We start from the raw sequence: 23,028 nt of genomic DNA on the forward strand, positions 1-23,028 counted from the left end.
TATTCATTCCTTCCATATGTTTTACGCGATTGCTCAATCGCGCTTTATGGCTGGCTCAAACGGAGCACTGTACAGAGCCTGGATAAAGGTGGTATGATTACAGTAAGGAGGGACGAGGACATGTACAAATGGGCCATGGCTGCATTATGCGCCTGTGCGGTCGTACTGGGTTTATCCGGTCTTGTGTATGCGGTAAACCAGAATGCAACGGAGATCGCTAAAGAAAAAGCGGAAGCAGAAGCTCCGGAAAATAACGCACCGGTAGATGCGGAGGCTGCTGAAGCAGTTTATAAGAAAACGTGCTTGAGCTGTCATGGGGGCAACTTGGAAGGCGGAGCCGGACCTAGTCTGGAAACCGTTGGAGCCAAGTTGGATCGCAACAAAATTCGCCTGAAAATTATGAATGGCGTAAGCCCGATGATGCCTGCTTTCAAAGGTCAGCTGGAAGACGCGGAGATTGCGAACTTGGCTGGCTGGTTGGCAGAGCACAAATAGATGCGTGACATGCAGTGGGCATTATAGTAAACATAGTTATTAAAAAGCAACGCGGGTTTATGGACCTGCGTTGTTTTTTTGTTATAAGCGGGAAAGCTAACGCTAAAGAATACACTCAAATATGCAATAGGAGGAATGATTTATGGCTAGAAGAAGGCGGCTGCTGGTTCCGGAAGCGGGACAAGGATTGAACCAGTTAAAGTCTGAGGTAATGAGGAAGGAAGGCTACCGGGTCAATCCCGCAAGGCCCGATGAAGTGAAATATGAGGTGGCTGATTCCCTTGGGATTCAAATGAACCGGGACGGCAACGGACAAATGAAAACTGAGGACGCGGGCAAAATTGGAGGAAAAATTGGCGGGGCTATGGTTAAGGAAATGATTCAGAAAGCGAAGGAGCAGTTGAACCGAAAGTGAACTCGTTCAGCTTAGCTGAACATCGAGTAATCAGATGGAGACTCTACTCCACCTGATTTAGACGGCGCCGCCAGATGATACTTGAAGCCTTGCGAATAACTATATACAATGGTAGGAAAACAAAGGATGGAATCCTTTGGTTAAGGGAGCAGGGTATGAACAGAAATCAATCGGCGGGAATACTGGAAAGATTGGAGCGCCATTCTTCGCCCCGAGGCGACATTCAATTGCAAAAGCGAGGGCAGCACTTCGAAATCATCAGCAACGGAACTTTCCTGATGGCGACCTATAACGGAGCATCGGAACGGCTGTTGGTCAAAGCCGCTCTTGATTGCTGTGAGAAACCGGCTCAGGTGCTGATCGGCGGGCTCGGAGTCGGTTTTTCTCTGGCGGAAGCATTGCGGGACGATCGGGTCGAGCGAGCGACCGTCGTGGAGATCGAAGAGGCTGTTCTGGCTTGGAATCGCTCCTACCTCATGGAGTTTAACCATAATGCTTTGTACGATCCAAGAGCGGAGGCTATTCACGCCGACTTGATCGAATGGTTGGCCAGCTGCGGGAGATTATTTGATGTAATCTGTCTTGATATTGATAACGGACCGGATTGGATGGTATATGAGGAGAACGGGGCACTCTATAATAATAGCGGGCTGGCGCTGCTCGGCAGCAGGCTGAATCCCGGCGGGGTCGCTACATTCTGGAGCGCTTCCTCCGCGCCGGACTTCGAAGCACGGCTAAAAGAGTTTTTCCCCAGCGTCCAGCGAATGACGGTCGATCAACAGAAGGGAGAACCCGATTACATCTATTTGGCGAAGAAAGAATAATAGCGCAATAGATTGGCGCTCCCGAAAAACACGCGAGACAGAGGATGTCTAACATTCTCTGTCTTTTTTGTTGAAATTAAGAAAGTATCACTTTATACCTGTTCATATATTTCATCGGTAAACGCGTCTGATGTCAGCACGGAGATAGCCGTTTATCCTTGATCTTTCATGACGGAACGGTATCTGTTCACTTCCCCGCAGCTCCATTGCTCAGCATTTCTTTAACCGAGTCACACTCCGCTTCAGATTCTTTGACTGTTATTCCAACGGCTCAGTCATATTCATGCTGTGCTGGAACCAAACGTTTTCATTCTAGCGTCCTTTTGACTGTTATCCCCTTCGCTCAGTTTTCCGTCGGACTTAGTGATAAGGTCGGGGTTTTATTTTATCTGGAAGCTTTAAAGAGGAAGAACCAGTCTTTAAGATGGGGAAGTATGAACAAGTAGGCGGATTGATCAACGATAGGGGACATCTGACATCTATTCATTCTGAGGCAACGGGATAACGGTCAGAAACCGGGTGAAAAAAGGATATTCGGACGAAATTAGCAGTAAACTTCTTTCCCTTCGGTTCTGCTTTCGCTGGATATTGGCCGGAACGGGAAGAGGATGGAAATCGATGGTTTGTCATAGAACTTGACATGAAATAACTGAAATACTGAGACAATTGCCCGAATTGGAAAAGCCATCCTGCCGGATCTATGAGGATTTGGGAGGATATGGGTTGAATAAAAGGAATAGGTCAGGTAATCTTCCATCACCCCGCATGAGCCGGCCTCTGGAGAGATAATCCCGGGATATGAAGGATGAGATATCCGGGGGGGAATGTTACCATAAGACACGTACAAAAAATTAATAGAAGGGAGACAGATATGAGAAAAAAGTTAGGCACTCTGCTGCTGGCCGCTTGTCTGGGACTGACGGCAGGGTGCGGGAACGGCGGAGATAATCCCCACGCGTCCGGGACAGCCGGAGGGAACGGGAATAAGGATGTCGCTCAGAATGAAAACACGTTGGAAAAGGCGCAGCGCCAAGGTTATGTCAGTATCGGGTTTGCTAACGAGAATCCATATGCTTATGCAACCCCTGACGGGCAATTGACGGGGGAAGCCGTTGAGGTCGCCCGAGTCATTCTCAACAATCTGGGAATTGAAGAGATGGATGGCGTTCTGACGGAATTCGGGTCATTGATTCCCGGTCTGCAGGCCAAGCGGTTCGATATCATTACCGCAGGCATGTTCATTAACGAGGAGCGGAGCAAGGAAGTTGCTTTTGCCAATCCTGAGTACAGTATTGGCGAGGCGATTGCCGTTGCCAAGGGCAATCCTCATAACCTCCATAGCTATGAAGATATTAAAGAAAATCCAGAGGTAAAAGTGGCGGTCATGGTCGGCGCAATCGAAATAGACTACTTGAAGAAAGTAGGCGTCGCTGACAATCAGATCGTAACTGTACCTGATCAACCCTCTGCTATTTCCGCGCTTCAGTCCAATCGAGTCCAAGCCGTTACGATGACGGGGCCATCCCTTCAGGCAATGCTCGATTCGACCAAAGATCCCAACATAGAAAGAGTCGCCGATTTCGAACAACCGGTCATTGATGGTAAAAGTGTCCGGGGGTATGGTGCGGCTGCATTCCGTAAAGAAGATACCGCATTCCGCGAAGCCTTCAACGCTGAACTCGAAAAGCTGAAGGAATCCGGGGAATTGCTGAAAATATTGGAGCCCTTCGGCTTCACAGAAGATGAGCTTCCTGGAGACATGACTGCTGAGGAAGCGGCTAAACCGTAAGTTTATGGAACATTAAAGGAGTGGTCCTTATCGATTATTGGGCGGACTTTCTCCCGACATTAATGCGCGGTGTCAAGATAACACTGCTGGTCACGATCTATTCTACGATCTTTGCCTTTGTTATGTCGTTTATTGCCGGCTTCGGGAGATTGTCGAAATTTCGTATCATTCGATGGGTTACAGTAATTTATGTGGAGATTTTTCGCGGAACCTCTCTGCTGGTTCAATTGTTCTGGATTTATTTCGCTCTGCCGATGCTTATCGATGTCAGGGTGTCGGCCCTTATGGCATCCGTGCTGGCACTGGGCTTGAATTCCGGAGCTTATGGCTCTGAAGTGGTAAGGAGCTCTATTCTGGCCGTCCCCCGGGGACAGACGGAAGCGACGATTGCTCTTAACATGACCCCGGGACAGCGGATGAGGCTCGTGATCCTGCCTCAGGCATTTGTCCGCATGCTTCCGGCGTTCGGGAATCTGTTAATCGAGCTGTTAAAAGGGACTTCGCTCGTATCTTTTATCACGGTGATGGACCTGACTTATCAAGGAATGATCTTACGATCCTATTCCAATTACCACACCACCGAAATATTTATCATGCTGCTCGTTATTTACTTCATAATCGCGTATGTCCTGACACTCATCGTGCGCTGGTTTGAAAAAAGAGCGGCTGCAGGGAGGTCATAATCATGTGGAACTGGGATTATGCCCTGGATATCCTGCCGAAGATGCTGCATGCCCTTCCGATCACCATCGCGGCTACGCTGGCCGGTTTCGCCATTGCCTCGTTGTTCGGATTGCTGCTCGCCGTCATGCGACGTTCCCGGTATAAGCTCATATCCTATCCGGTCATCGGTTTTGTGGAATTTATCCGGAATACGCCTTTATTGGTACAGTTGTTTTTCTTGTTCTACGCATTGCCGCAATTTGGAATCGCCTTGTCCCCTTTCTTCTGTGGAGTCATTGGACTGGGACTGCATTACAGCACATATATGTCCGAGGTGTACCGGTCCGGCATTGAAGCGGTAGACCGGGGGCAATGGGAAGCCTCGACCGCTCTCAATTTTACCAAGGGTCAGATATGGCTGCGGGTCATTCTCCCACAAGCCATCCCGCCGATCATTCCGGTAATGGGAAACTATCTGATCGTCATGTTCAAGGAAACCCCGCTGTTGTCCGCGATAACCGTTGTCGAGCTGATGACGACCGCCAAATCGCTTGGCTCGCAGTCGTTCCGTTATGTGGAGGTTTTCACGCTGGCCGGTTTGTTATTCCTCGTTCTGAGCTATGCTTCATCGCTTGTAGTTCGCACATTCGAGCTCAAGCTGAATCGCAGATAGAAGAGAAGATCTGTAAGGAAATAAGGGGTTGTACTATTCATTAACCAAGTATTCATATTGAAAAAGGCGGTGATAGAAATGGAATCCGATTCCGGGATTCAAGTAATCGAAAGGGACGGTCTCTCGGCCCTGCAAGGGAAAAGTCCGGCTGGACCGGAGACGTCTTCTCCCATCGTGCGCTATCGCAAGGTCAGCATATCGTTCGGGGATCATCAAGTGCTGAACGAGATTGATCTGGATATTACCCCCGGCGAGAAGGTCGCGGTAATCGGGCCGAGCGGCTCGGGCAAAACGACGCTTGCCCGAATCTTGATGACACTTGAGGAGCCTACCTCCGGGGTGATCGAGGTGGAAGGGGAGCCATTATGGCATAAGGAGGTCAAAGGGCGCCTCGTAAGGGCGGATGAGAAGCATCTGCACCGGGTGCGAAGCAAGATCGGAATGGTATTTCAGCACTTCAACCTGTTTCCGCATATGACGATTTTGCGCAACGTGACGGAGGCCCCGATCCACGTGCTTAAGGTTCCGAAGAAGGAAGCCAGACAGAAGGCGATGGAAATGCTGGATAAGGTCGGCCTGGCCGATAAAGCGGATCAATATCCCGCCCAACTGTCCGGAGGGCAGAAGCAGCGGGTAGCGATTGCCCGAGCCCTCGTCATGCAGCCCAAGGTGATGCTGTTCGACGAACCGACATCCGCGCTTGATCCGGAGCTGGTAGGCGAGGTATTGAAGGTGATCAAGGATATCGCCCTGGAGGGAGAGATGGCCATGCTGCTGATCACTCACGAGATGGACTTCGCCAGAGACATTGCCGACCGCGTAGTGTTTACCGATGGAGGCTCCATCGTTGAGCAGGGGCCGCCCCGCCAGCTGTTCGAAAACCCGCAAAGCGATCGGCTGCAAGCTTTCCTTAGCCGGTTTCGCAACGGATACAGCGGGGGGACGTCCGCGTGAGCGAGGTCCGCTTCAGGAAACCGCAGGCAGAGGACGGGGCAAGAATATGGGAATTGGTTCGCCAAAGCCGGGTGCTCGATGTTAATTCCGTCTATTGCTACATCATGTTGTGCCGCTATTTTGCGGAAACCTGCGTCATTGCCGAGAAGGAAGGTGAGCTGACGGGATTTGTTACTTCCTGCCCCGTACCCGGGAGCCGGGACACACTGTTTGTATGGCAGATCGGAGTGGCCGAGTCCGAAAGGGGCCAGGGGGTCGGCCGGAGACTGCTGGAGGAACTTCTGAAGAGAGAAAGCTGCCGGGACATCCGGTATCTGGAAACGACCATTTCCCCTTCCAATGGTCCCTCCAGAGCGCTGTTCGCCCGGTTAACGGACAGTTTGGAAACGAAAATGGTGGAAGCCGGAGGGTTTCCGGCCCAGATGTTCCCGGGGGAGGAGCATGAAGAGGAGAAGCTGTACCGGATCGGCCCCATTGCAACGACTATTTTAAAATCATAAGGAGGAATGCCGCCGTTATGGTCCATGTTGCGGATGAAAAGAAGCCGGAATTGCATGTATTTGAAAAGCTGGAATCCGAAGTAAGGAGCTACTGTCGAAGCTTTCCCACAGTATTTGCCAAGGCGCGCAACGAGAAGCTGTGGGACCGGGAAGGACGAGAGTACATCGACTTTTTCGCTGGAGCGGGGACATTGAATTACGGGCATAACAATCCCCGGATCAAACAGAAGCTGATCGAATACTTAATGAATGACGGAGTGACTCATAGCCTCGACATGGCGACGGAAGCCAAAGAAGGGTTGCTGCAGAAATTCGAGCAAATGATTCTGTCTCCGCGCGGGATGGACTATAAAGTGATGTTCCCCGGGCCGACCGGAGCGAATTCGGTCGAAAGCGCATTGAAGCTGGCCCGTAAAATAACGGGACGTCAGACGGTCATAAGCTTCACCAACGCGTTCCACGGAATGACCCTCGGTGCCCTGGCCGTCACCGGCAACAAGTTTAAACGGCAGGGGGCCGGTGTCCCGCTTCATTATACGGTATCGATGCCGTTCGACGGATACTACGGAGAAGAGGTCGATACGACGGAGTATATCGAGCGGTATCTGGAGGACAACGGCAGCGGGGTCTCCTTGCCGGCCGCGATTATTCTGGAGACCGTTCAGGGGGAAGGCGGCATTAATGTGGCCAGCTTCGAATGGCTGCGCCGAATTGAGGACATTTGCCGCAGGTATGAAATTCTGCTTATTGTCGACGATATTCAGGCCGGCTGCGGAAGGACCGGGACGTTCTTCAGCTTCGACGAAGCCGGAATTACGCCGGATATCATCTGCCTGTCCAAGGCCATCGGAGGCTTCGGCCTGCCGTTAGCCCTCACCCTGTTCCGCTCCGACCTCGATATCTGGGAGCCGGGGGAGCATAACGGTACCTTCCGGGGCAACAATCTGGCATTCATTGCGGCAGCGGAAGCACTCGATTATTGGGAGAGCGGTTCCTTGGAGAAGGAAGTGTCGGCTAAGAGCGAGCGGGTCCGTCAGCGTCTGGAGGAAATCGTCCGCTCGAATCCATCGCTGCAGGCGGCAAGACGGGGCCGCGGGCTGTTTCAAGGAATTGCCTTTCCACAGCCTGGAATGGCCGAGGAAGTTTGCGCCGAAGCTTTCCAAAGAGGCCTCATAATGGAAACGTCCGGTCCGGACAGCGAAGTGGCGAAGGTCATGCCTCCGCTAACGGTTGGCCATGAAGCTCTGGAGCGGGGGCTGGATATTTTCCGGGACAGTGTGGATGCCGTTTCACGACGTCATGTGAAGTAATTCCGGAATTCCGGGAATGGACTTCGGACAACAGAACAGCGGGTGAACTTCAATCGGATTATGCAGCTATATTTCTTGATATCGGAATAAAGAGAGGAGAGCGGAGATAATGATTGTACGCCAATTGGATGAGATCATCGGAACGGATAACGACGTAGATACTCCTACTTGGAACAGCCGCAGGCTGCTGCTGCAGAAGGACGGAATGGGATTTTCGCTGCATGACACGATTATTAAGGCGGGAACCGAAACGTTCATTTGGTATAAAAATCACGTGGAAGCCGTCTATTGCATTGAAGGGGAAGGCGAAATAGAGGTGAAGGAAACCGGGAGGGTGTACCCGCTGAAAGCGGGAACCTTATATGCGCTGGATGGCCATGAGAAGCATTATTTGCGGGCGACCAAAGATATGCGGATGGTCTGTGTATTCAACCCGCCTTGTACGGGGCGTGAAGTGCATGATGAAGAAGGAACATACCCGGTGCTTGCCGATTAAAAAATAATTTGTGGGGAATCGCTGTTCAGGAGAAAAGAAAGGGCAGAGGAAGCAGGCGGGGACCATACTGTTAGCCCTGCCTGCGCCGCTAGCCAGGGAGTCGTCTATCGCGATTATTTCGAAGGAGGAGATTGTGATGAGTAACACGAATACGGCCTTAAATCGTAACGATAACCAGATCGACCTTTATCCATCGAGGATTCACGATAAACCAACCATTACGAGCCGCAAGGATCCGGTCGTCTATCCGGATGCCGGGTTTACCGGGCCTTTGAGCAAGGAACAGCTTGATTTCTTCGAGCGGAACGGTTATTTGTTCCTGGATTCGTTCTTCTCGGAGGAAGAGACAGCCGGGCTGAAGGAGGAGCTGAATAAAGTCTGGCAAGAAAGCGCCGACCGGCGTGTACCGGAAGTCATTCGCGAGCCGGGAGGGGATGAAGTTCGCTCCGTCTTCGCTGTACATCGTGACAATGAGATCTTCCGGGAGCTGTCGCGAAATTCCAGAATTGTAGGAGCGGTGCAGCAAATTCTCGGCAGCGAAGCTTATATCCACCAATCGCGGATCAATTTCAAGCCGGGCTTTACAGGCAAAGAATTTTACTGGCACTCCGATTTTGAAACCTGGCACGTGGAGGACGGAATGCCTCGAATGAGAGCGCTTAGCTGCTCCGTCGCTTTGGAAGACAATTATGCGTATAACGGTGCGCTTATGGTCGTTCCGGGCTCCCATAAGCATTACATCTCGTGCGTAGGCCGAACCCCGGACGAAAATTATAAATCTTCCCTGCGCAAGCAAATTTACGGGGTGCCGGACAACGACAGCCTGAAGTGGCTTGTCGAACAAGGCGGCATTGAGATGCCGACCGGCAAAGCCGGCTCCATACTGCTGTTTGACTGCAACATTATGCACGGATCCAACAGCAACATTACTCCCTATCCCAGAAGCAACGTATTCATGGTGTATAACAGCGTGGAAAACAAGCTGGTTGCGCCGTATTCCGGCCAGAAGCCGAGGCCCGACTACATAGCGACCCGCGACTAGATAAGGCGCACGCACAGCATAATCCGGACGGAAAATTCATTTCTGTCCGGATTTTTTTGAAAATATAAGAAGTATAAGTTTTCATCTATACCTGTTCTTCTATTTCATCGGTAAACGCGCCCGTCCTAAGGACGGCGATAGCCGTTTATCCTTGCGAGTAAGGGAATGATTGACCGGAAGCATCGGAGAATCGTATAATAATTGGAAAATAGTTCCTGTGATTGATCGCCTCCCGAAGTACCTGCAAGGCTACCCGATAAGGACTTGGAGGAAAGAACCATGAAGAAGCTTGGGATCAACTCCCCTTACACCTATGCGCTTGGAATGCTGGCCATGATGATTCCCGTTCAGGCGTTCAGCTCCTTCTACAGCTATTATTATATTGACAAGCTGGGACTGGGAGTAGGTTTGGCTACTTTGGCCCGCACTATCTATATGGTGTGGGATGCGGTGAATGATCCGATTCTCGGGTATTTGTCCGACGGCACCAGAACCCGTTGGGGGCGCCGCAAGCCCTGGATTATGGCGGCCATCCCTTTATTTATGGCTTCTTTTGTCTTCATTTTTTCCGCTCCGCAGGGGATGGGGGACCGGCAGCTTTTTACATGGTTTCTCATTGCTCTTATTGTTTATGAAAGCGTTGCCGCCATCCTGTGGGTAAATTACGGCGCCCTGTTTCCGGAGCTGTTTCGCGGAGACCGGCTGCGGGCCAAAGCTTCGGCGATTCAGCAAGGCTATCAGATTGTGGCGATCCTGATAGGCACAGCGCTTACTCCGGTCATATTTGCCTGGATCGGTTTTTCCGGTATGGCCTGGATCTATGCCTCTGTTTTCGCTGTATTGATGCTCCTCTGCATGATGACTGTGCAGGAAGATGAAGAAGCGCGGAAGGAACCCCCGCTCAAGATGCTGGCCGCTTTCCGCGAAACCTTCAAGAACAAGACGTTTTGGATATTTAATATCGCCAACTCTTTCGCCCAAACCGTCAATGGTCTCCTCAGCTCGGCGATCCCCTTCTATGCCAAATATTCGCTTCATATTCCCGAATCTCAGGTTTCTGTGCTGCTCGCGGCCGTTTTTCTGTCGGTTATCCCTCTGGTTGCTTTTTGGTATTGGGTCGTCCGCAAGCTCGGCGGGCTCAGAGGCTGGCGCTTCGCCTTGCTTGTCTATGCGCTATCCGTTATTCCGTTATGGTTTGCGAAGGGGCTCGGGGGAGGCATTGCGGCGGGAATTGTCGTTGGGCTGGGAATGTCCGGTTTTCTGGTTACTCCTGCTGTCCTGAATGGACAAATTGTGGACCGCGATTATGAGAAAACCGGACGCCGAAGAGAGGGCATTTATAATGCGGTGGGGGGATTTATCACCCGTTCCAGCGGCTTGCTGTCGGCCCTCGCCTTCTGGTGCGTCGGCTTGCTGTTCGGCTATGTCAGCGGGAACGACCCCGGTCCGAATGCGGATCAGGCGTTCCGGACCTTGATCAGCGTGATTCCCTTCCTTCTGCTTACTATCTCGTACTTGGTATCTTTATTGCTTAAAGCCAGCGACAATCCAACCCGTCACACGGAATAGGAGGGAAAGCATGAAGCGATCTTTAATCATCAATTGCGATGATTTCGGCCAGTGCAAGGCAGCGAATCAGGCCATTTTCCAGCTTCTTGAAGAAGGCAGGGTCTCCTCGGCGACGATTATGCCCCCGGCACCGGAATTTGCAGAGGCGGCGGCATGGTGCCGCAGCAGGCAGGAGGTCAATGTCGGTCTGCATTTGACGTTGACCAGCGAATACGACGGGCATCGCTGGCGCAGCTTGACGGGGCTGCCTTCTCTTCATGACGAGAGTGGTTATATGTACAGGACGATCGAGGAATTCGAAAGGAACGCCGAACCGAAAGCGGTTAGAGCAGAGATCAACGCCCAATTCCAGGCCGTGGCCAAGGCCGGCCTGAACATATCGCATGTGGACAACCACATGGGCAGTCTTTACGGCTTGGCCACCGGTAAGACCTATCTCCCGGTCGTCTTCTGGGAATGCGCCAAGAGAAAACTGCCCTTCCGCATCTTTCGCAAGATTTACGCCAAGGATGACTTCCTGGCCTCCATTCCCAACGCGGAGCAGACGCTGGCCGGCATTGTCGCTCTTGCGGATACGCTGGGCGTCGGGATGCCGGATTATTTGCTCACCCATCCTTACCATGTAGAGGAGGGCGAGACGTATGACAGCTTCAAGAAAATGCTGGTGAAGAAAGTATACGAGCTTCCCGAAGGGATAAGCGAGACGTATATTCATCCGGCCGTAGAGGATGACGAGCTCAAGAGCTTTCTGCCCTCCTGGCCCAAGAGGGTGTGGGAGCACCGTCTCATGCTGGACGACGATTTCTCATACGCGCTTAGAGATGCCAAAGTATCGCTAACGACCTACCGGTCCATACGGCCGATAGGCGGAAGCTCCCGGTTCCGCTCGGCGGCTTCGCTGTTAAAGATGCTTGTCAAAAAATGATGGGCCCATCCGAGCGACTGTCCGTAACAACGATGGGATTGTCACGGCAGGGCAAACCCGGTACAATGAATAAATTGGAGCAAAGCCGAAGCGTATAGGGGGCATCCGTTGACTGGATTAAAATACGATAAATCTAATGAAGCACATTCTTATCGCACCGAAGGGAAGGAGAGGCGGTTCCTTCCAGAGGTTCTGTTATCGGGCTCGTTCGTACTGATGATCATATTCACCCAACTGGAAGGCGGTAGGCCCTATTTGGCCGGGTTGGCTGTTTTGCTTGCAGCGGCGCTGCCCCGGATCAATCAGCGGTATTATCCTCTTCATACGACTATTCTCGGGTATATGGCCGGTTTTCTGCTATACCGGGTATTCAATCATTGGCTCGAAAGCCTTGCCTTAGGACAGGAAAGCACCGTTCTGCTGAATCGGCTGTCCCTTCTTTTGTTAGTCGCCCCAATGGTTTTGCTTTCGTTATGGTTTCGGGAGAAGCCGATTCCTTATTTGAACAAGCCCGATCTTCGAACCAAGCTGTTTTTTCCATGGATCGATTCCGGTTTTCATCAAGTTAGCGTGAAGATGTTTTTGATGCTGGCGATTCTTATTAATCTGCTGGTGTTTGCTCCTTTTGTCATGCAGCGGACCGCATTCCTCGATCTGAGCTTTGTCCTTATCGCGATATCCTTCGCCGTGATTAATTCCTTCCTGGAGGAGGTTATCTGGAGAGGGGTGCTGCTGCGGAGATTTGGAGAAACGATAGGGGCTAAACCGGCTCTGCTGGTCACGAGTCTCGGCTTCGGACTTCAGCATTACTCCCTGGGCTTCGACTGGTGGATTTGCCTATTGTTCGCCGGCGGCGGTATTTTCTACGGAGCGGTCGTCCTCCGGTCAGGCAGCCTCTATCCCGCGATCCTATGGCACGGAGTAATCAATCTGTTAATGGTATTCAGCGGTATGATCCTGTAAACCGAGTTCAAGCTAGGAGGTACAAGCCGGCATACGTCCGGATTAACCTGGAGTTCATCGGGTAAGAGACCGTGTCGCGGGTGCAGCCTTTCCTTCGCCCAGACCGGAAACAGCACAGAATGTCAGCTTGGCTACATCGTAATTCATAATTGTCAGCCCGTCGCCGATCGGAACTCCCGTGATTTTGGCCGGACGGGCTTTGATATTTTATCTGTATGCACGGTCGGAAAGCTATCCAGGCTGGGGCATTTTTCTTCCTCCAACAAAATCAGCACGAGCTTTTCAGCGGACCTCACCAGAACGCACGAACCTTCGCAAGTTTCTTAAACAGTGCAGAATTAGGCCCAACGATTCTGTAAAATTTCCCTGAGCTCTAATCCAATAAACTACAACAAGTCAGATAAAAAATCGCCATTCAATGGAATGCTGTCCGCCGCAGCGATCCTTCTTCACTTTGGTCCCGTCAGCATCATCATTAATTGTCAGAGTTATGACAGTCTTAAGCAAATAAATGTATAGGGCGGACGCCAGACATGAAGCCTCTTGCCCCGAGAAAAGGTTACTTACTCTGTGCGGATCACCGTTCCCGGAAGTAAGCTGTTGTATGAATAGTGAGGAAAAGTTGTGAACGCCCCATCCATAATCCGGGTCCGTACCTAATTCTCCGCTTATGCGTATAATGTACGAAGAGAAGTGGGGGGATGTGAGATGGAGAGCTTTTTTAAAGAGCCGCTGGAGCTGCAGAAGCTGTTGGATCAACTGACGAAGGGGCAATTTCCTTTCTCCTCGGAGCAAGGGACGGCTTCCCTGTTCCCGGATTCGAATTGGATTCAAAATTACGTTCAAAGTCTGCTGAAAGAACGTATTCCCGAGGCGGTCCCGGCTCAATGGAATCCGCAACCGGAAGTATTCGAGACCCACCGCTCCGTCTTCGTAAGGTTCGAGCTGCCGGAGGAAATTGATCCGTATATGTTGAAAATTCGTGTATACCCCGCATCATTGCAAATGGAAGGCTGGGGAGAGCGTGAATATAAAGTCAAGCTGCCTGCTCTTGTCTCTGCAAACCGGAGCAAAGCTGTGATGAAGGACGGAATTGTCGAGATCCGTATGCCCAAAACCTCGCGCAAAGGCAAAGGAAAAGAATTGTATCTCAATCTATATTGAGAGCTCAAGCCCGAACAACAACCGGACACTTAGGACCGGCGGTGACTGCTTACCCGGAGTAACTTGCAGTCCCTGCCGGCCTGCCTTCACTTCATCTCGGCCATGCACTATGTATCGCCGCAACATTTATGAAAAACAACTCGGACTTTCTCCACTAAATGAAGAAGCAAGCTGGTTTTGCCCCCGCCTAAAAACCTCTTAACACAGCCATCGAAGGGCATCTCCTCTGAAAATAAACCGTCATTTTCAACCGTCTGATGGCGCCCGTTTGAGGGTACCGGTGGCGCTTTTCCGACTTGGAGTTCTACCTTGAAAAAACCGTCTATTTTTCATTTTCTGCTGGAACCGTGCAAACGGAATGGCGCGTCTAACTGGATTTCCTACAGCTAGTATGCTCCTCTGAAAGCGAAATATGGAAACTACCTTGAAAATCCGTCTATTTTACCTTCTGCAGGCATCGTTGCAAGCGGAGCGGCACGTCTACCTTGAAAATCCGTCTATTTTCACCGTCTGCTGGTGCCGTGCAAACGGAATGGCGCGTCTAACTGTATTTTGTACAGGTAGATTCAAGCGAATGGGCGAAAATGATCAAACTAACTGGATAAACTACAGTTAAAATGGGCAACTTTGGGCGAAACGGCTGTTTTGGCGCAAACTAGCTGTAGGTTTTCCAGTTAGTTTCCATATTTCTTCTGAATATAGAAATCTAACTGTATGAAATCCATTTAGTTTTCAAATTTCACACTATTGAAGCCATTCAACTATATTCTACCTTGAAAATCCATCCATTTTCATCATCTGATGGTGTCGCGGTCAGCGGCATAGGGTCAAAATGGAAGAGTTTCCATTTACTTCAATCCCTTTCCGCCATTCACTTGAATTTACCTGTATAAATACAGTTAAATCGTCCCGAACCCATTAGAAAGCAATGGGTTTCTAACTTATATTTCGCCCGTCCAGCCAACGCTTTGAATCGATTTTCGCTCTGCGAAAGCTGAGTTATAAAGAGCAGAGCAATTCCCGAAATTGGATTGACATGACGAAATCAATCATGATACACTTCAAATCATCGTAATCATTACGATTAAACATGTGCTATAAATAAAGGAGGGTATTCAATGAATGCGCAGAAAATTCCGGTCACTGTGCTTAGCGGATATTTGGGTGCAGGGAAGACCACAATTTTAAACCATGTTCTAAACCATCGCCATGGGTTGCGTGTGGCCGTTATCGTCAACGATCTCAGTGAGGTGAATATAGATGCCGGGTTGGTGAAGGATGGAGGAGGCCTGTCCCGGACGGAAGAGAAGCTGGTGGAAATGTCCAACGGCTGCATCTGTTGTACGCTGCGGGAAGATTTACTGCGAGAAGTGGAGAAGCTGGCTATGGAAAACCGTTTCGACTACATCCTTATCGAATCAACCGGCGTTTCCGAACCGGTTCCTGTGGCCCAGACATTTACATATATTGACGAGGATCAGGGGGTAGACCTGTCCCGATTTTGCCGATTGGACTGCATGGTGACGGTCGTTGACGCGAATCGCTTCTGGCATGATTTTTCGTCCGGCGAAACTCTTCTGGAGCGCAGACAAGCTGTAAATGAAGACGATACGAGAGATGTTGTCGACCTATTGATCGATCAGATTGAATTTTGCGATGTATTGATCCTGAATAAATGTGATATGGTGGCGGAAGAGGACCTGGAAGAGCTGGAGCAAGTGCTGCGCAAGCTTCAGCCGCGTGCCCGACTCATTCGAACCGTTCAGGGGAAGGTCGATCCGGCGGAGATACTGAATACCGGCTTGTTTGATTTTGAGAAGGCCAGCCAGTCTGCCGGCTGGATTCGGGAACTGGGGAACGGCTTCCATACGCCGGAGACGGAAGAGTACGGTATTTCTTCGTTCGTATATGAACGAATCAGGCCGTTTCATCCGGGGAGATTGATGGAATGGATGGAGGATTGGCCCGTAGAGATCGTTCGAGCCAAGGGAATTATGTGGCTCGCTACCCGTAACGATTACGCACAAAGCATCAGCCAGGCCGGTCCTTCGATCCGATTCGGGCCGGCCGGATATTGGGTTGCGGCTTTAAGCGAAGAAGAAAGGCGTGAAATCTTGCAGGAAGAAGCCGAACTGGCCCGAGACTGGGACCCGGCATATGGGGACAGGGTCAATAAAGTGGTCTTCATCGGGATCGATATGGATAAGGATAAGCTGATCGCTTCCTTGGACCGTTGTCTACTGTCCGACGAAGAGATGAACGAAGATTGGAGCGATTTCCCGGATGAATTTCCTAACGTCGGAGAGATGGCAGCGGAAAGGCCCGGACGGTAATTAAGATATGTCATTCAGACAGAGACTGCATGAAAATCTCGTGTTGTAGTTGTTTTTTTACGCCTTTAATTGTAATATTTACACATATTTATTATATAATATAGCAATGCATGTCCTGCAGCGGTCACGGAAAGGCCATGCTCGAGCGTTTGTGTATCGCTGCAGTAGAGAATCCGCCGCTTTAACATTAAAGGAGGCTCCATGTTGCGTACTAATCCCGTTCAGTTGGCCTTAAATGGTTTAATCATCGTCCTGATCAGCTTTTTACTCGTGCTGGCGATGAATCCGGAAGTTTTGGCCGCGGCTGTTCCCGTATTCGGCTCTGTGGAACTCCAGTCCTTTAAAACAGTGCTAATCAGTTTGATTTTGGAAGTGCTTCCCTTTATTCTGATCGGGGTTCTCGTGTCCTCTTTTATGCAAACCTTCGTTTCGGATCGCATGATTCAGCGCTTCATTCCTCGCAATGCTATGATGGGCATTATGTCTGCTGTCCTGCTTGGCATTATATTTCCGGTATGCGAGTGCGGATTAATCCCCATTATTCGCAGGCTCGTCGCCAAAGGAATGCCGCTGTATGTCGGAGTTGTTTTTATATTGACAGGGCCGATTGTCAATCCGATTGTCTATGCCTCCACGTATAACGCTTTCCGCACCCGGCCGGACATTCTCTATTCCCGGATGGGACTCGCGATCCTGGTCGGTGCCTTTATTGGACTCTTCGTGCACCATTTTGTTAAGAAAAATCCGCTCAAAAACAGTCCGGCTACCCTCTGTGCGGATTCCGGCAGTGACCACAAGCACCGCCCTCATAATGGCAACAGCAAGCTATTTTCCATGCTGGAGCATTCGGCAAGCGAATTTTTTGAGATGGGCAAATATTTAATGTTCGGAACGATGGTAACCGCCGCTATTCAAACCTTTGTCCCGAGAGGTGAACTGCTGGCCATCGGCCAGGGAGAATACAGCTCTCACCTGTTTATGATGGGCTATGCATATATTTTGTCTCTCTGCTCCACATCCGACGCCTTTGTCGCCTCGTCCTTTGCCGGTACATTCTCGGCGGGCTCTTTGTTATCTTTTCTGGTGTTTGGCCCCATGCTTGATCTGAAAACAACGCTGATGTTCCTTTCCGTTTTCAGAACGCGGTTTGTGCTGCTGCTGATCGTTCTTATCACGTTTTCGGTCTTTATCGGGTCTAATATATTCAGCCAGCTTTTCTTGTAAACGGGATATAAAGTGCGCGGAAATTGATCATCTCTATTCAAAGTGAGGTTGCTAAGGATGGGAGAACGTTCCATGACCCTTCATTATTTGCTGCGGTCCGCTATTCTTGCAGGTTTCTCTTTCTATATCATTCACCTTGTCCGCTCGGGAGACATGATGTATTACATAGCCCCGAGAATGGAGCCTTATGTGAAATATGCCGCTTTCGGTTTGACTGCTCTCGCCATTCATCAGGCCTTTGCAGCGGTGCAATCTCTGTTCGGCACAGCGGAGTCCTGCGGTTGTGATCATGTTCCTCCCCGGTCCATGCTGATGAACGGCATGATTTACGGATTGTTTTTATTTCCTCTTCTTCTCGGTTTTCTTATGCCAAACATGGTAATGGGGAGCAGTGTGGCTTCTGTGAAAGGAATGAATTTCAGCGGCGCGAACAACGTTTCTTCCAGGCCGGCTGGTTCAGCAAATCCCGTAACGACGCCATCTCCGATGGGGATGACCGATGTTCCATCCGGTCTAGGGATGGAAGCGAATGCTGACCGTCCGGGGAATAACGATTCCTCTAACGGGAGCGAGCGGAAGGAACAAGCCGGGTCGCAGGCTGCGGTAGACGAAGAGAAGCTGCAGGAGCTGTTCCGGGCGGAGGAATTTTTCGACGACTTGGCTAAATTGGGGATGAAGCTGTACCTGCAGGAGAAGATTGATATTGAAGCGGAAGGCTTTATGGAGATCCTTTCCACGCTAGACCTTTTTATGGACAATTTTATTGGAAAACCTGTTGAAATCAGCGGCTTTGTATATCGGGAGAACGAAATGTCGCCTAACCAGTTCGCTGTGGCGCGGCTTGCAATTTCTTGCTGCGCGGCGGATGCTTCCCCTTACGGTGTCATGGTGGAAGCTTCTTCGGCCGGGAATTATGCGGAGGATACGTGGGTGAGGATAACCGGAACCATTGGTAAAACTCTGTACAATGATAATGAAATTGTCCAAATCGATGCTGAAAACATCGAAAAAATAGATGCACCGGAATCCCCTTATGTCTATCCCGACTATTACTACTTTGACGATCTTTAAAGGGATAAGCGGAGCGATTCCCGGTATTTGTTTTTAAACCAACTTCAAGATTCTTATGAGGATAAAAGGGACACCACACTTAATCGGTTCTGAAGGACCTTCCGGCAATCCCAACGAACTCCGATGGCCTCATTTCCAGGAAATGCAGGCGAAAGCAGGAGAATTCCATGAAATAAGCGTGTCTGTGTCCGTCTAAGAAAACGGCCTAGGTTGACGAAATAGAGTCTCTCATGTCCGTTACAGCTTATATAGATTTCTCATCATGACACTTTATGAAAATAATAAGTATTACTATTTACAAATCGAAGAACATAATGTAGTATATAAAACTATAAAATTTAATCGTAATAATTACGTATAGTTGAAAAGGAGGGAGAATATGCTGCTGGCTGCGATGGAGAAGGTCACCTTTGGTTACACGGACTCGCCATGCCTGCAAGATGCCAGTATGGAGCTTGATACCGGTGAATTCGTCGTTATTACCGGTCCTAACGGTGCTGCCAAAACAACGCTGCTCAAGCTGATGCTCCGTCTGCTGAAGCCGTGGAGCGGACGCGTCTGGCTGGCGGAGCGAGGGGTTGGCGGCCACAAGCTGTCTATCGGATATGTTCCGCAGAGGATCGCTTCCTTTAACAGCGGATTTCCCAGCAAAGTCTGGGAATTAGTCGGCTCCGGACGCTTCGCCAACACAATATGGCCGAGAAGATGGACGGCAGAAGATCGGCAGCAGACGGAAAATGCGCTGCGCCAAGTCGGCCTGTGGGAGCTTCGGGACCGGAAAATCGGCGAATTGTCCGGAGGACAGAAGCAGCGGATTTGCATTGCCCGCGCTCTCGCGCAGGAACCGGATTTGCTGTTCCTTGACGAGCCGGCCACGGGTCTGGACAGCCAAAGCAGGAAACAGCTCTATGAGCTGCTGGACCGTCAAGTCAAGGCCTTCGGAAGAACGGTCGTTATAGTTACGCATGATTTGGCCGAGGTAAACGGCTATACCAACCGCATCATCCAATTGCACAGAGAGGAGTACGGGAGATGGAAATGCTGCACTTCGATTTCATGCGGCGGGCATTTTACGCTGGCGGATTAATCGCTTTGCTGGCTTCCGTGCTGGGGGTTTATCTGATGCTTCGCAGACAAGCCTTAATGGCCGATACGCTGTCTCATGTTTCGTTAGCCGGCGTAGCCGCCGGCACGATCCTGCAAATCAATCCTACGCTGGCGGGATTTGCCGTAGCGGTTGCCGGAGCGGCGGCGGTAGAAATCATCCGGCGGTTCTATCCATCCTACAGCGAAATGTCCGTCGCCATTATTATGACCGGCGGGCTGTCGACCGCTGTCGTTCTGATGAGCTTGAATCAAGGTATAAATAAAAGCTTCTCCGCCTATTTATTCGGCTCCGTGGTCGCCGTCAATCAGCAGCAGCTTTGGCTTATGTTGATCGTCACCGTAGTGGGCGGGGTTTACCTATGGCTCTTGCGCCGCCCTCTGTATCAGATGACCTTCGATGAGGAGACGGCCAGGGCGAACGGCCTTCCCGTTCAATTGCTGTCGTTTTCGTTCAGCGTATTGACCGGAATGACGGTCGCGGCCGCGATGCCGATTGTCGGAGTGCTGCTGGTTTCGGCTTTAATCGTGCTGCCCGCCGCCCTCGCCATTCGGATTGCTGCGGGCTTTGCCTCGGCGGTTGTGCTGTCCATGCTTTTCGGGTTAACCGGGGTATATGCAGGGCTGACCTTGGCCTATCAGCTAAGCACGCCGCCCGGAGGGACCATTGCCTTGGTTCTGCTGGTGTTTTTGTTAATCGGATTAGGGGCGAAGCGCGGCTGGCATCAATTTATAAAGATCAGAAAACGTAAATCGGCCGGGCAAGATACAGCTTTGCAGGCAGGGGCGGCTTCTCGCTCCTCTCAATCCTAATAAACAACTTACAACTTACTGGCAACGTACAAGACGGGGTCTGCGTTGCGCAGAATTTTATGGAGGAAGATGATGAGTTCAAAATCTGCATTCAATAAAACGTTAGTCATTGCCGCTGCTCTCCTGTTGATTTTGGCAGGCTGCGGAGCGAAGAAGGATTTGAATAACGATGAGACTATTCCGGCCGTGGGAGACCTGCCGGAGAAGCTAAAGGTGGTTACGACGATCTATCCGATTTATGATTTTACCCGCAATGTTGCCGGGGAGCATGCGGAGGTCATCCCCTTGATCCCGCCGGGAGCCGAGCCGCATGGATGGGAGCCTACACCCCAGGATTTGAAAGTGATTCAAGCAGCGGATGTCTTTGTATATAACGGGGGCATGGTCGAATATTGGGTCGATCAAGTTCTGGACAGCATTAATCATCCTCAGCTGATTAAAGTGGAGGCTATCGCGGGTCTGGAGCTGATGCCATACTCCCACGATCATTTCCACGACCATTCTCACGGACACGATCACGGACATAACCATGACCAAGAAAAATCGGTTGAAGGGGATGCTCACGACCATGCTCACGACCATGCTCACGACCATGCTCACGATCATGACCACGATCATGACCACGAGCATGCCCATGACGCCCATGCCGAAGAGCATGGCCATGACAAAGAAGCACATGGAGAAGCTCATGTCCATGATCACAGCGAGGACAATGACACACATAACGAGGAGCATGCCCAAGACGCTCACCATGAAGAAAATGGTCACGATCATGACCACGGACATGGCGAAGGAGAGCTGGATCCTCATGTTTGGACCGATCCGGTTCTGGCTCAAAAGCAGGTGATGAATATTATGGAGGGGTTGGCCCAGGCCGATCCGGACCATAAGCATGAATATCAGAAGAACGCTGAGGAATATATCGCCAAGCTTCAGGATTTGGACAAAGCCTTCCGTGAGATGGCCGCTAATGCGAAACGCAAGGAATTTGTCGTCCAGCATGCAGCCTTCGGTTATTTGGCGGAGCGCTACGGATTGATTCAGCTTCCCATAGCGGGACTTTCTCCCGAACAGGAGCCTTCTCCTTCACAAATGGCTGACATCGTGAAATTTGTCAAGGAAAACGAAGTGGGAACTTTATTTTTCGAAACTTTGGCGGATGCGAAAATTGCGGCTGTCCTAGCGCAGGAAACCGGGGCCAAAACAGCCGTGCTTAACCCGATCGAGGGGCTGACCGCGGACGAAGCCGGGCAAAACCTGGACTATATCGCGATCATGAAGGAGAACCTCAGCGCCCTTCAAGATGCCTTGAACGAATAGCACTCGCCTTAAGGTTTAGGAAAAGTCGCTCCGCGTATGAAATCAGAGACGAAGCCGAAGCTTGGCAGCCGCTTGACTAGCTTTCCTCATTCGTGCACTATAGACATATTACGTTGTTTAAGGGGTAGTCGAATGGCGGAAAATCAAACAGTTCAAACGATGCTGGATGCGATGTCCAAGAAGGGCTGGAGAATAACCGACCAGCGCAGAAGACTGGCCGAATTGTTTTCCACTACTGATGAGTACTTGTCGCCCAAAGATGTTTACGAGTATATGAGGCAAAAATATCCAAGCGTAAGCTTCGATACAATTTACCGAAATTTGCGACTCCTTAGTGAAATGGGGATCCTCGAGCAGTTTTATTTTTTGGACAGCGGCTTGAAGTTCAAGGCCAATTGCTCCACCCATCACCACCATCACTTAATCTGCGTCAATTGTGAGAAAACGGTCACCTTTGACTATTGTCCCATGTGGCATGTTTCCGGACTTCCGGAGCAGTTTGACATTCTGAATCACCGATTTGAAATTTACGGAATTTGCAACGAATGCAAGACGACGGCCAATTGAACACAAATGGATTGACAGCAGGGTCTCTCTGTAGCCGATGGGCAGCAGGGCGGCCCTTTTTCTATGAGTATAAATTATAGTCCCGGGGCTCCTCGCTAAGTACTTGTATAAACCTTTATCGAAGCAAAGCAAGAAGATCGACCGCATTTAGAGGAAGGTTTAGACACCGACTCCGTTGTGTGCGGACGGAATACGCTTGCTATAAGAGCTAAGCGTCACTTAGTGGGTTTATTCTATGCAATGCTTACTTCCAAAGAGAAGTTATCCGTTACGCCTATTCGGGCGAATGAAAGAGTAACAAAAGCGGATTTTTAACATATGTTGGTATATCTGCAGCCCAGGGTTATTCCCGTACCGAGTCTATCCTTGGGTCTCATCCGACATTTAAAATTAGGAGGAAACGGAATGAACGAGTTTAAAAATCAACTCCAGAACTTGGAGGCTACCGGGTTTCAGACGGGTCAGGTCACTTCGTGGGATACCCTGACCCAGAACCAGGATCCGGGCCGACTATGCATCGGATTTTGCTTTGTTCAGTGCTTTAACTGCTTCAATTGCTTCAATTGCTTTAACTGTTTCCGCTGCAGCAACTGCTTCCGCTGTCATAATTGCGCTCGCTGCTTTAATTGTGCACGCTGTCAAAGCTGTGCTCGCTGCCGTTAGTTTGGCCGGTTGGTCAAGTGCGTAAGCATCAAGACCGTCTGGAGGTTTGATCCGCGCGAGGCTATATGGCATCACAAGGAATCTTGCGCGGTCCGACGGCTTCTTTCTCTCCATCCCGGAAGTACATGAAGGGAAAGAGGCCCAAGACTAT

General features: G+C 50.5%; 23 protein-coding genes. 22 read left to right on the forward strand and 1 reads right to left on the reverse strand.

Going from position 1 to position 23,028, the window contains the following annotated elements:
* Nucleotides 1–120: 120 nt before the first annotated feature.
* The 22 genes from FS806_RS01830 (at nucleotide 121) to FS806_RS01935 (ending at nucleotide 22,214) form a co-directional block, all read left to right on the forward strand.
* Nucleotides 121–495 (forward strand): c-type cytochrome, encoded by a 375-nt coding sequence (locus FS806_RS01830; RefSeq protein WP_144932595.1) that lies wholly within the window; start codon nucleotides 121–123, stop codon nucleotides 493–495.
* Nucleotides 496–637: 142 nt separating this feature from the next.
* Nucleotides 638–910, forward strand: coding sequence for a small, acid-soluble spore protein, alpha/beta type (locus FS806_RS01835; RefSeq protein WP_144932597.1), 273 nt, complete (start codon nucleotides 638–640; stop codon nucleotides 908–910).
* Nucleotides 911–1,065: 155 nt separating this feature from the next.
* On the forward strand, nucleotides 1,066–1,734 hold the full coding sequence (locus FS806_RS01840) for a spermine/spermidine synthase domain-containing protein (protein WP_144932599.1): 669 nt from the start codon (nucleotides 1,066–1,068) through the stop codon (nucleotides 1,732–1,734).
* 871 nt (nucleotides 1,735–2,605) lie between these two features.
* Nucleotides 2,606–3,523: an ectoine/hydroxyectoine ABC transporter substrate-binding protein EhuB gene (gene ehuB / locus FS806_RS01845; RefSeq protein ID WP_144932601.1), complete on the forward strand. Its 918-nt coding sequence runs from the start codon at nucleotides 2,606–2,608 to the stop codon at nucleotides 3,521–3,523.
* Nucleotides 3,524–3,552: 29 nt separating this feature from the next.
* On the forward strand, nucleotides 3,553–4,206 hold the full coding sequence (gene ehuC / locus FS806_RS01850; protein WP_222126576.1) for an ectoine/hydroxyectoine ABC transporter permease subunit EhuC: 654 nt from the start codon (nucleotides 3,553–3,555) through the stop codon (nucleotides 4,204–4,206).
* A gap of 2 nt (nucleotides 4,207–4,208) precedes the next feature.
* Nucleotides 4,209–4,859: an ectoine/hydroxyectoine ABC transporter permease subunit EhuD gene (gene ehuD / locus FS806_RS01855; RefSeq protein WP_144932603.1), complete on the forward strand. Its 651-nt coding sequence runs from the start codon at nucleotides 4,209–4,211 to the stop codon at nucleotides 4,857–4,859.
* 78 nt (nucleotides 4,860–4,937) lie between these two features.
* A complete protein-coding gene (gene ehuA / locus FS806_RS01860) occupies nucleotides 4,938–5,813 on the forward strand; it encodes an ectoine/hydroxyectoine ABC transporter ATP-binding protein EhuA (protein WP_144932605.1) in 876 nt (291 codons plus the stop codon).
* The gene (gene ectA, locus FS806_RS01865; protein ID WP_260981947.1) at nucleotides 5,810–6,313 is read left to right on the forward strand and encodes a diaminobutyrate acetyltransferase; all 504 of its coding nucleotides are present in this window, start codon (nucleotides 5,810–5,812) and stop codon (nucleotides 6,311–6,313) included. The genes ehuA and ectA overlap by 4 nt, the downstream gene beginning before the upstream one ends.
* Before the next feature lie 17 nt (nucleotides 6,314–6,330).
* Entirely contained in the window at nucleotides 6,331–7,623 is a 1,293-nt protein-coding gene (ectB, locus tag FS806_RS01870; RefSeq protein WP_144932609.1) for a diaminobutyrate--2-oxoglutarate transaminase, read from the forward strand.
* Nucleotides 7,624–7,732: 109 nt separating this feature from the next.
* Nucleotides 7,733–8,119: an ectoine synthase gene (locus tag FS806_RS01875; RefSeq protein ID WP_144932611.1), complete on the forward strand. Its 387-nt coding sequence runs from the start codon at nucleotides 7,733–7,735 to the stop codon at nucleotides 8,117–8,119.
* A 136-nt stretch (nucleotides 8,120–8,255) separates the two neighbouring features.
* Nucleotides 8,256–9,161 (forward strand): ectoine hydroxylase, encoded by a 906-nt coding sequence (gene thpD, locus FS806_RS01880; protein WP_144932613.1) that lies wholly within the window; start codon nucleotides 8,256–8,258, stop codon nucleotides 9,159–9,161.
* Nucleotides 9,162–9,440: 279 nt separating this feature from the next.
* The gene (locus FS806_RS01885) at nucleotides 9,441–10,730 is read left to right on the forward strand and encodes an MFS transporter (RefSeq protein ID WP_144932615.1); all 1,290 of its coding nucleotides are present in this window, start codon (nucleotides 9,441–9,443) and stop codon (nucleotides 10,728–10,730) included.
* 10 nt (nucleotides 10,731–10,740) lie between these two features.
* Nucleotides 10,741–11,655 (forward strand): polysaccharide deacetylase family protein, encoded by a 915-nt coding sequence (locus FS806_RS01890; RefSeq protein WP_144932617.1) that lies wholly within the window; start codon nucleotides 10,741–10,743, stop codon nucleotides 11,653–11,655.
* A 108-nt stretch (nucleotides 11,656–11,763) separates the two neighbouring features.
* On the forward strand, nucleotides 11,764–12,618 hold the full coding sequence (locus FS806_RS01895; protein WP_144932619.1) for a CPBP family intramembrane glutamic endopeptidase: 855 nt from the start codon (nucleotides 11,764–11,766) through the stop codon (nucleotides 12,616–12,618).
* A 708-nt stretch (nucleotides 12,619–13,326) separates the two neighbouring features.
* On the forward strand, nucleotides 13,327–13,782 hold the full coding sequence (locus tag FS806_RS01900) for an Hsp20/alpha crystallin family protein (RefSeq protein ID WP_144932621.1): 456 nt from the start codon (nucleotides 13,327–13,329) through the stop codon (nucleotides 13,780–13,782).
* A 1,118-nt stretch (nucleotides 13,783–14,900) separates the two neighbouring features.
* The gene (locus tag FS806_RS01905) at nucleotides 14,901–16,115 is read left to right on the forward strand and encodes a GTP-binding protein (RefSeq protein ID WP_144932623.1); all 1,215 of its coding nucleotides are present in this window, start codon (nucleotides 14,901–14,903) and stop codon (nucleotides 16,113–16,115) included.
* A gap of 201 nt (nucleotides 16,116–16,316) precedes the next feature.
* On the forward strand, nucleotides 16,317–17,339 hold the full coding sequence (locus tag FS806_RS01910; RefSeq protein ID WP_144932625.1) for a permease: 1,023 nt from the start codon (nucleotides 16,317–16,319) through the stop codon (nucleotides 17,337–17,339).
* Nucleotides 17,340–17,396: 57 nt separating this feature from the next.
* Entirely contained in the window at nucleotides 17,397–18,410 is a 1,014-nt protein-coding gene (locus FS806_RS01915; protein ID WP_144932627.1) for a TIGR03943 family putative permease subunit, read from the forward strand.
* Nucleotides 18,411–18,789: 379 nt separating this feature from the next.
* Nucleotides 18,790–19,497 carry a metal ABC transporter ATP-binding protein gene (locus FS806_RS01920; RefSeq protein ID WP_144932629.1) on the forward strand — a complete coding sequence of 236 codons (708 nt, stop codon included), beginning with the start codon at nucleotides 18,790–18,792 and terminating at the stop codon, nucleotides 19,495–19,497.
* Nucleotides 19,443–20,327: a metal ABC transporter permease gene (locus FS806_RS01925; RefSeq protein WP_144932631.1), complete on the forward strand. Its 885-nt coding sequence runs from the start codon at nucleotides 19,443–19,445 to the stop codon at nucleotides 20,325–20,327. The genes FS806_RS01920 and FS806_RS01925 overlap by 55 nt, the downstream gene beginning before the upstream one ends.
* A gap of 69 nt (nucleotides 20,328–20,396) precedes the next feature.
* Nucleotides 20,397–21,647 (forward strand): metal ABC transporter substrate-binding protein, encoded by a 1,251-nt coding sequence (locus tag FS806_RS01930; protein WP_144932633.1) that lies wholly within the window; start codon nucleotides 20,397–20,399, stop codon nucleotides 21,645–21,647.
* Nucleotides 21,648–21,779: 132 nt separating this feature from the next.
* Nucleotides 21,780–22,214, forward strand: a complete 435-nt coding sequence (locus FS806_RS01935; RefSeq protein ID WP_144932635.1) for a Fur family transcriptional regulator — start codon at nucleotides 21,780–21,782, stop codon at nucleotides 22,212–22,214.
* Nucleotides 22,215–22,724: 510 nt separating this feature from the next.
* On the opposite strand, the gene FS806_RS26025 is transcribed toward FS806_RS01935, so the two are convergent.
* The gene (locus tag FS806_RS26025) at nucleotides 22,725–22,991 is read right to left on the reverse strand and encodes a hypothetical protein (RefSeq protein ID WP_222126572.1); all 267 of its coding nucleotides are present in this window, start codon (nucleotides 22,989–22,991) and stop codon (nucleotides 22,725–22,727) included.
* Between the last annotated feature and the right edge of the window lie 37 nt (nucleotides 22,992–23,028).

This window comes from Paenibacillus sp. 32O-W (assembly GCF_007679495.1).
In the GTDB taxonomy this organism is placed as follows: domain Bacteria; phylum Bacillota; class Bacilli; order Paenibacillales; family NBRC-103111; genus Paenibacillus_L; species Paenibacillus_L residui.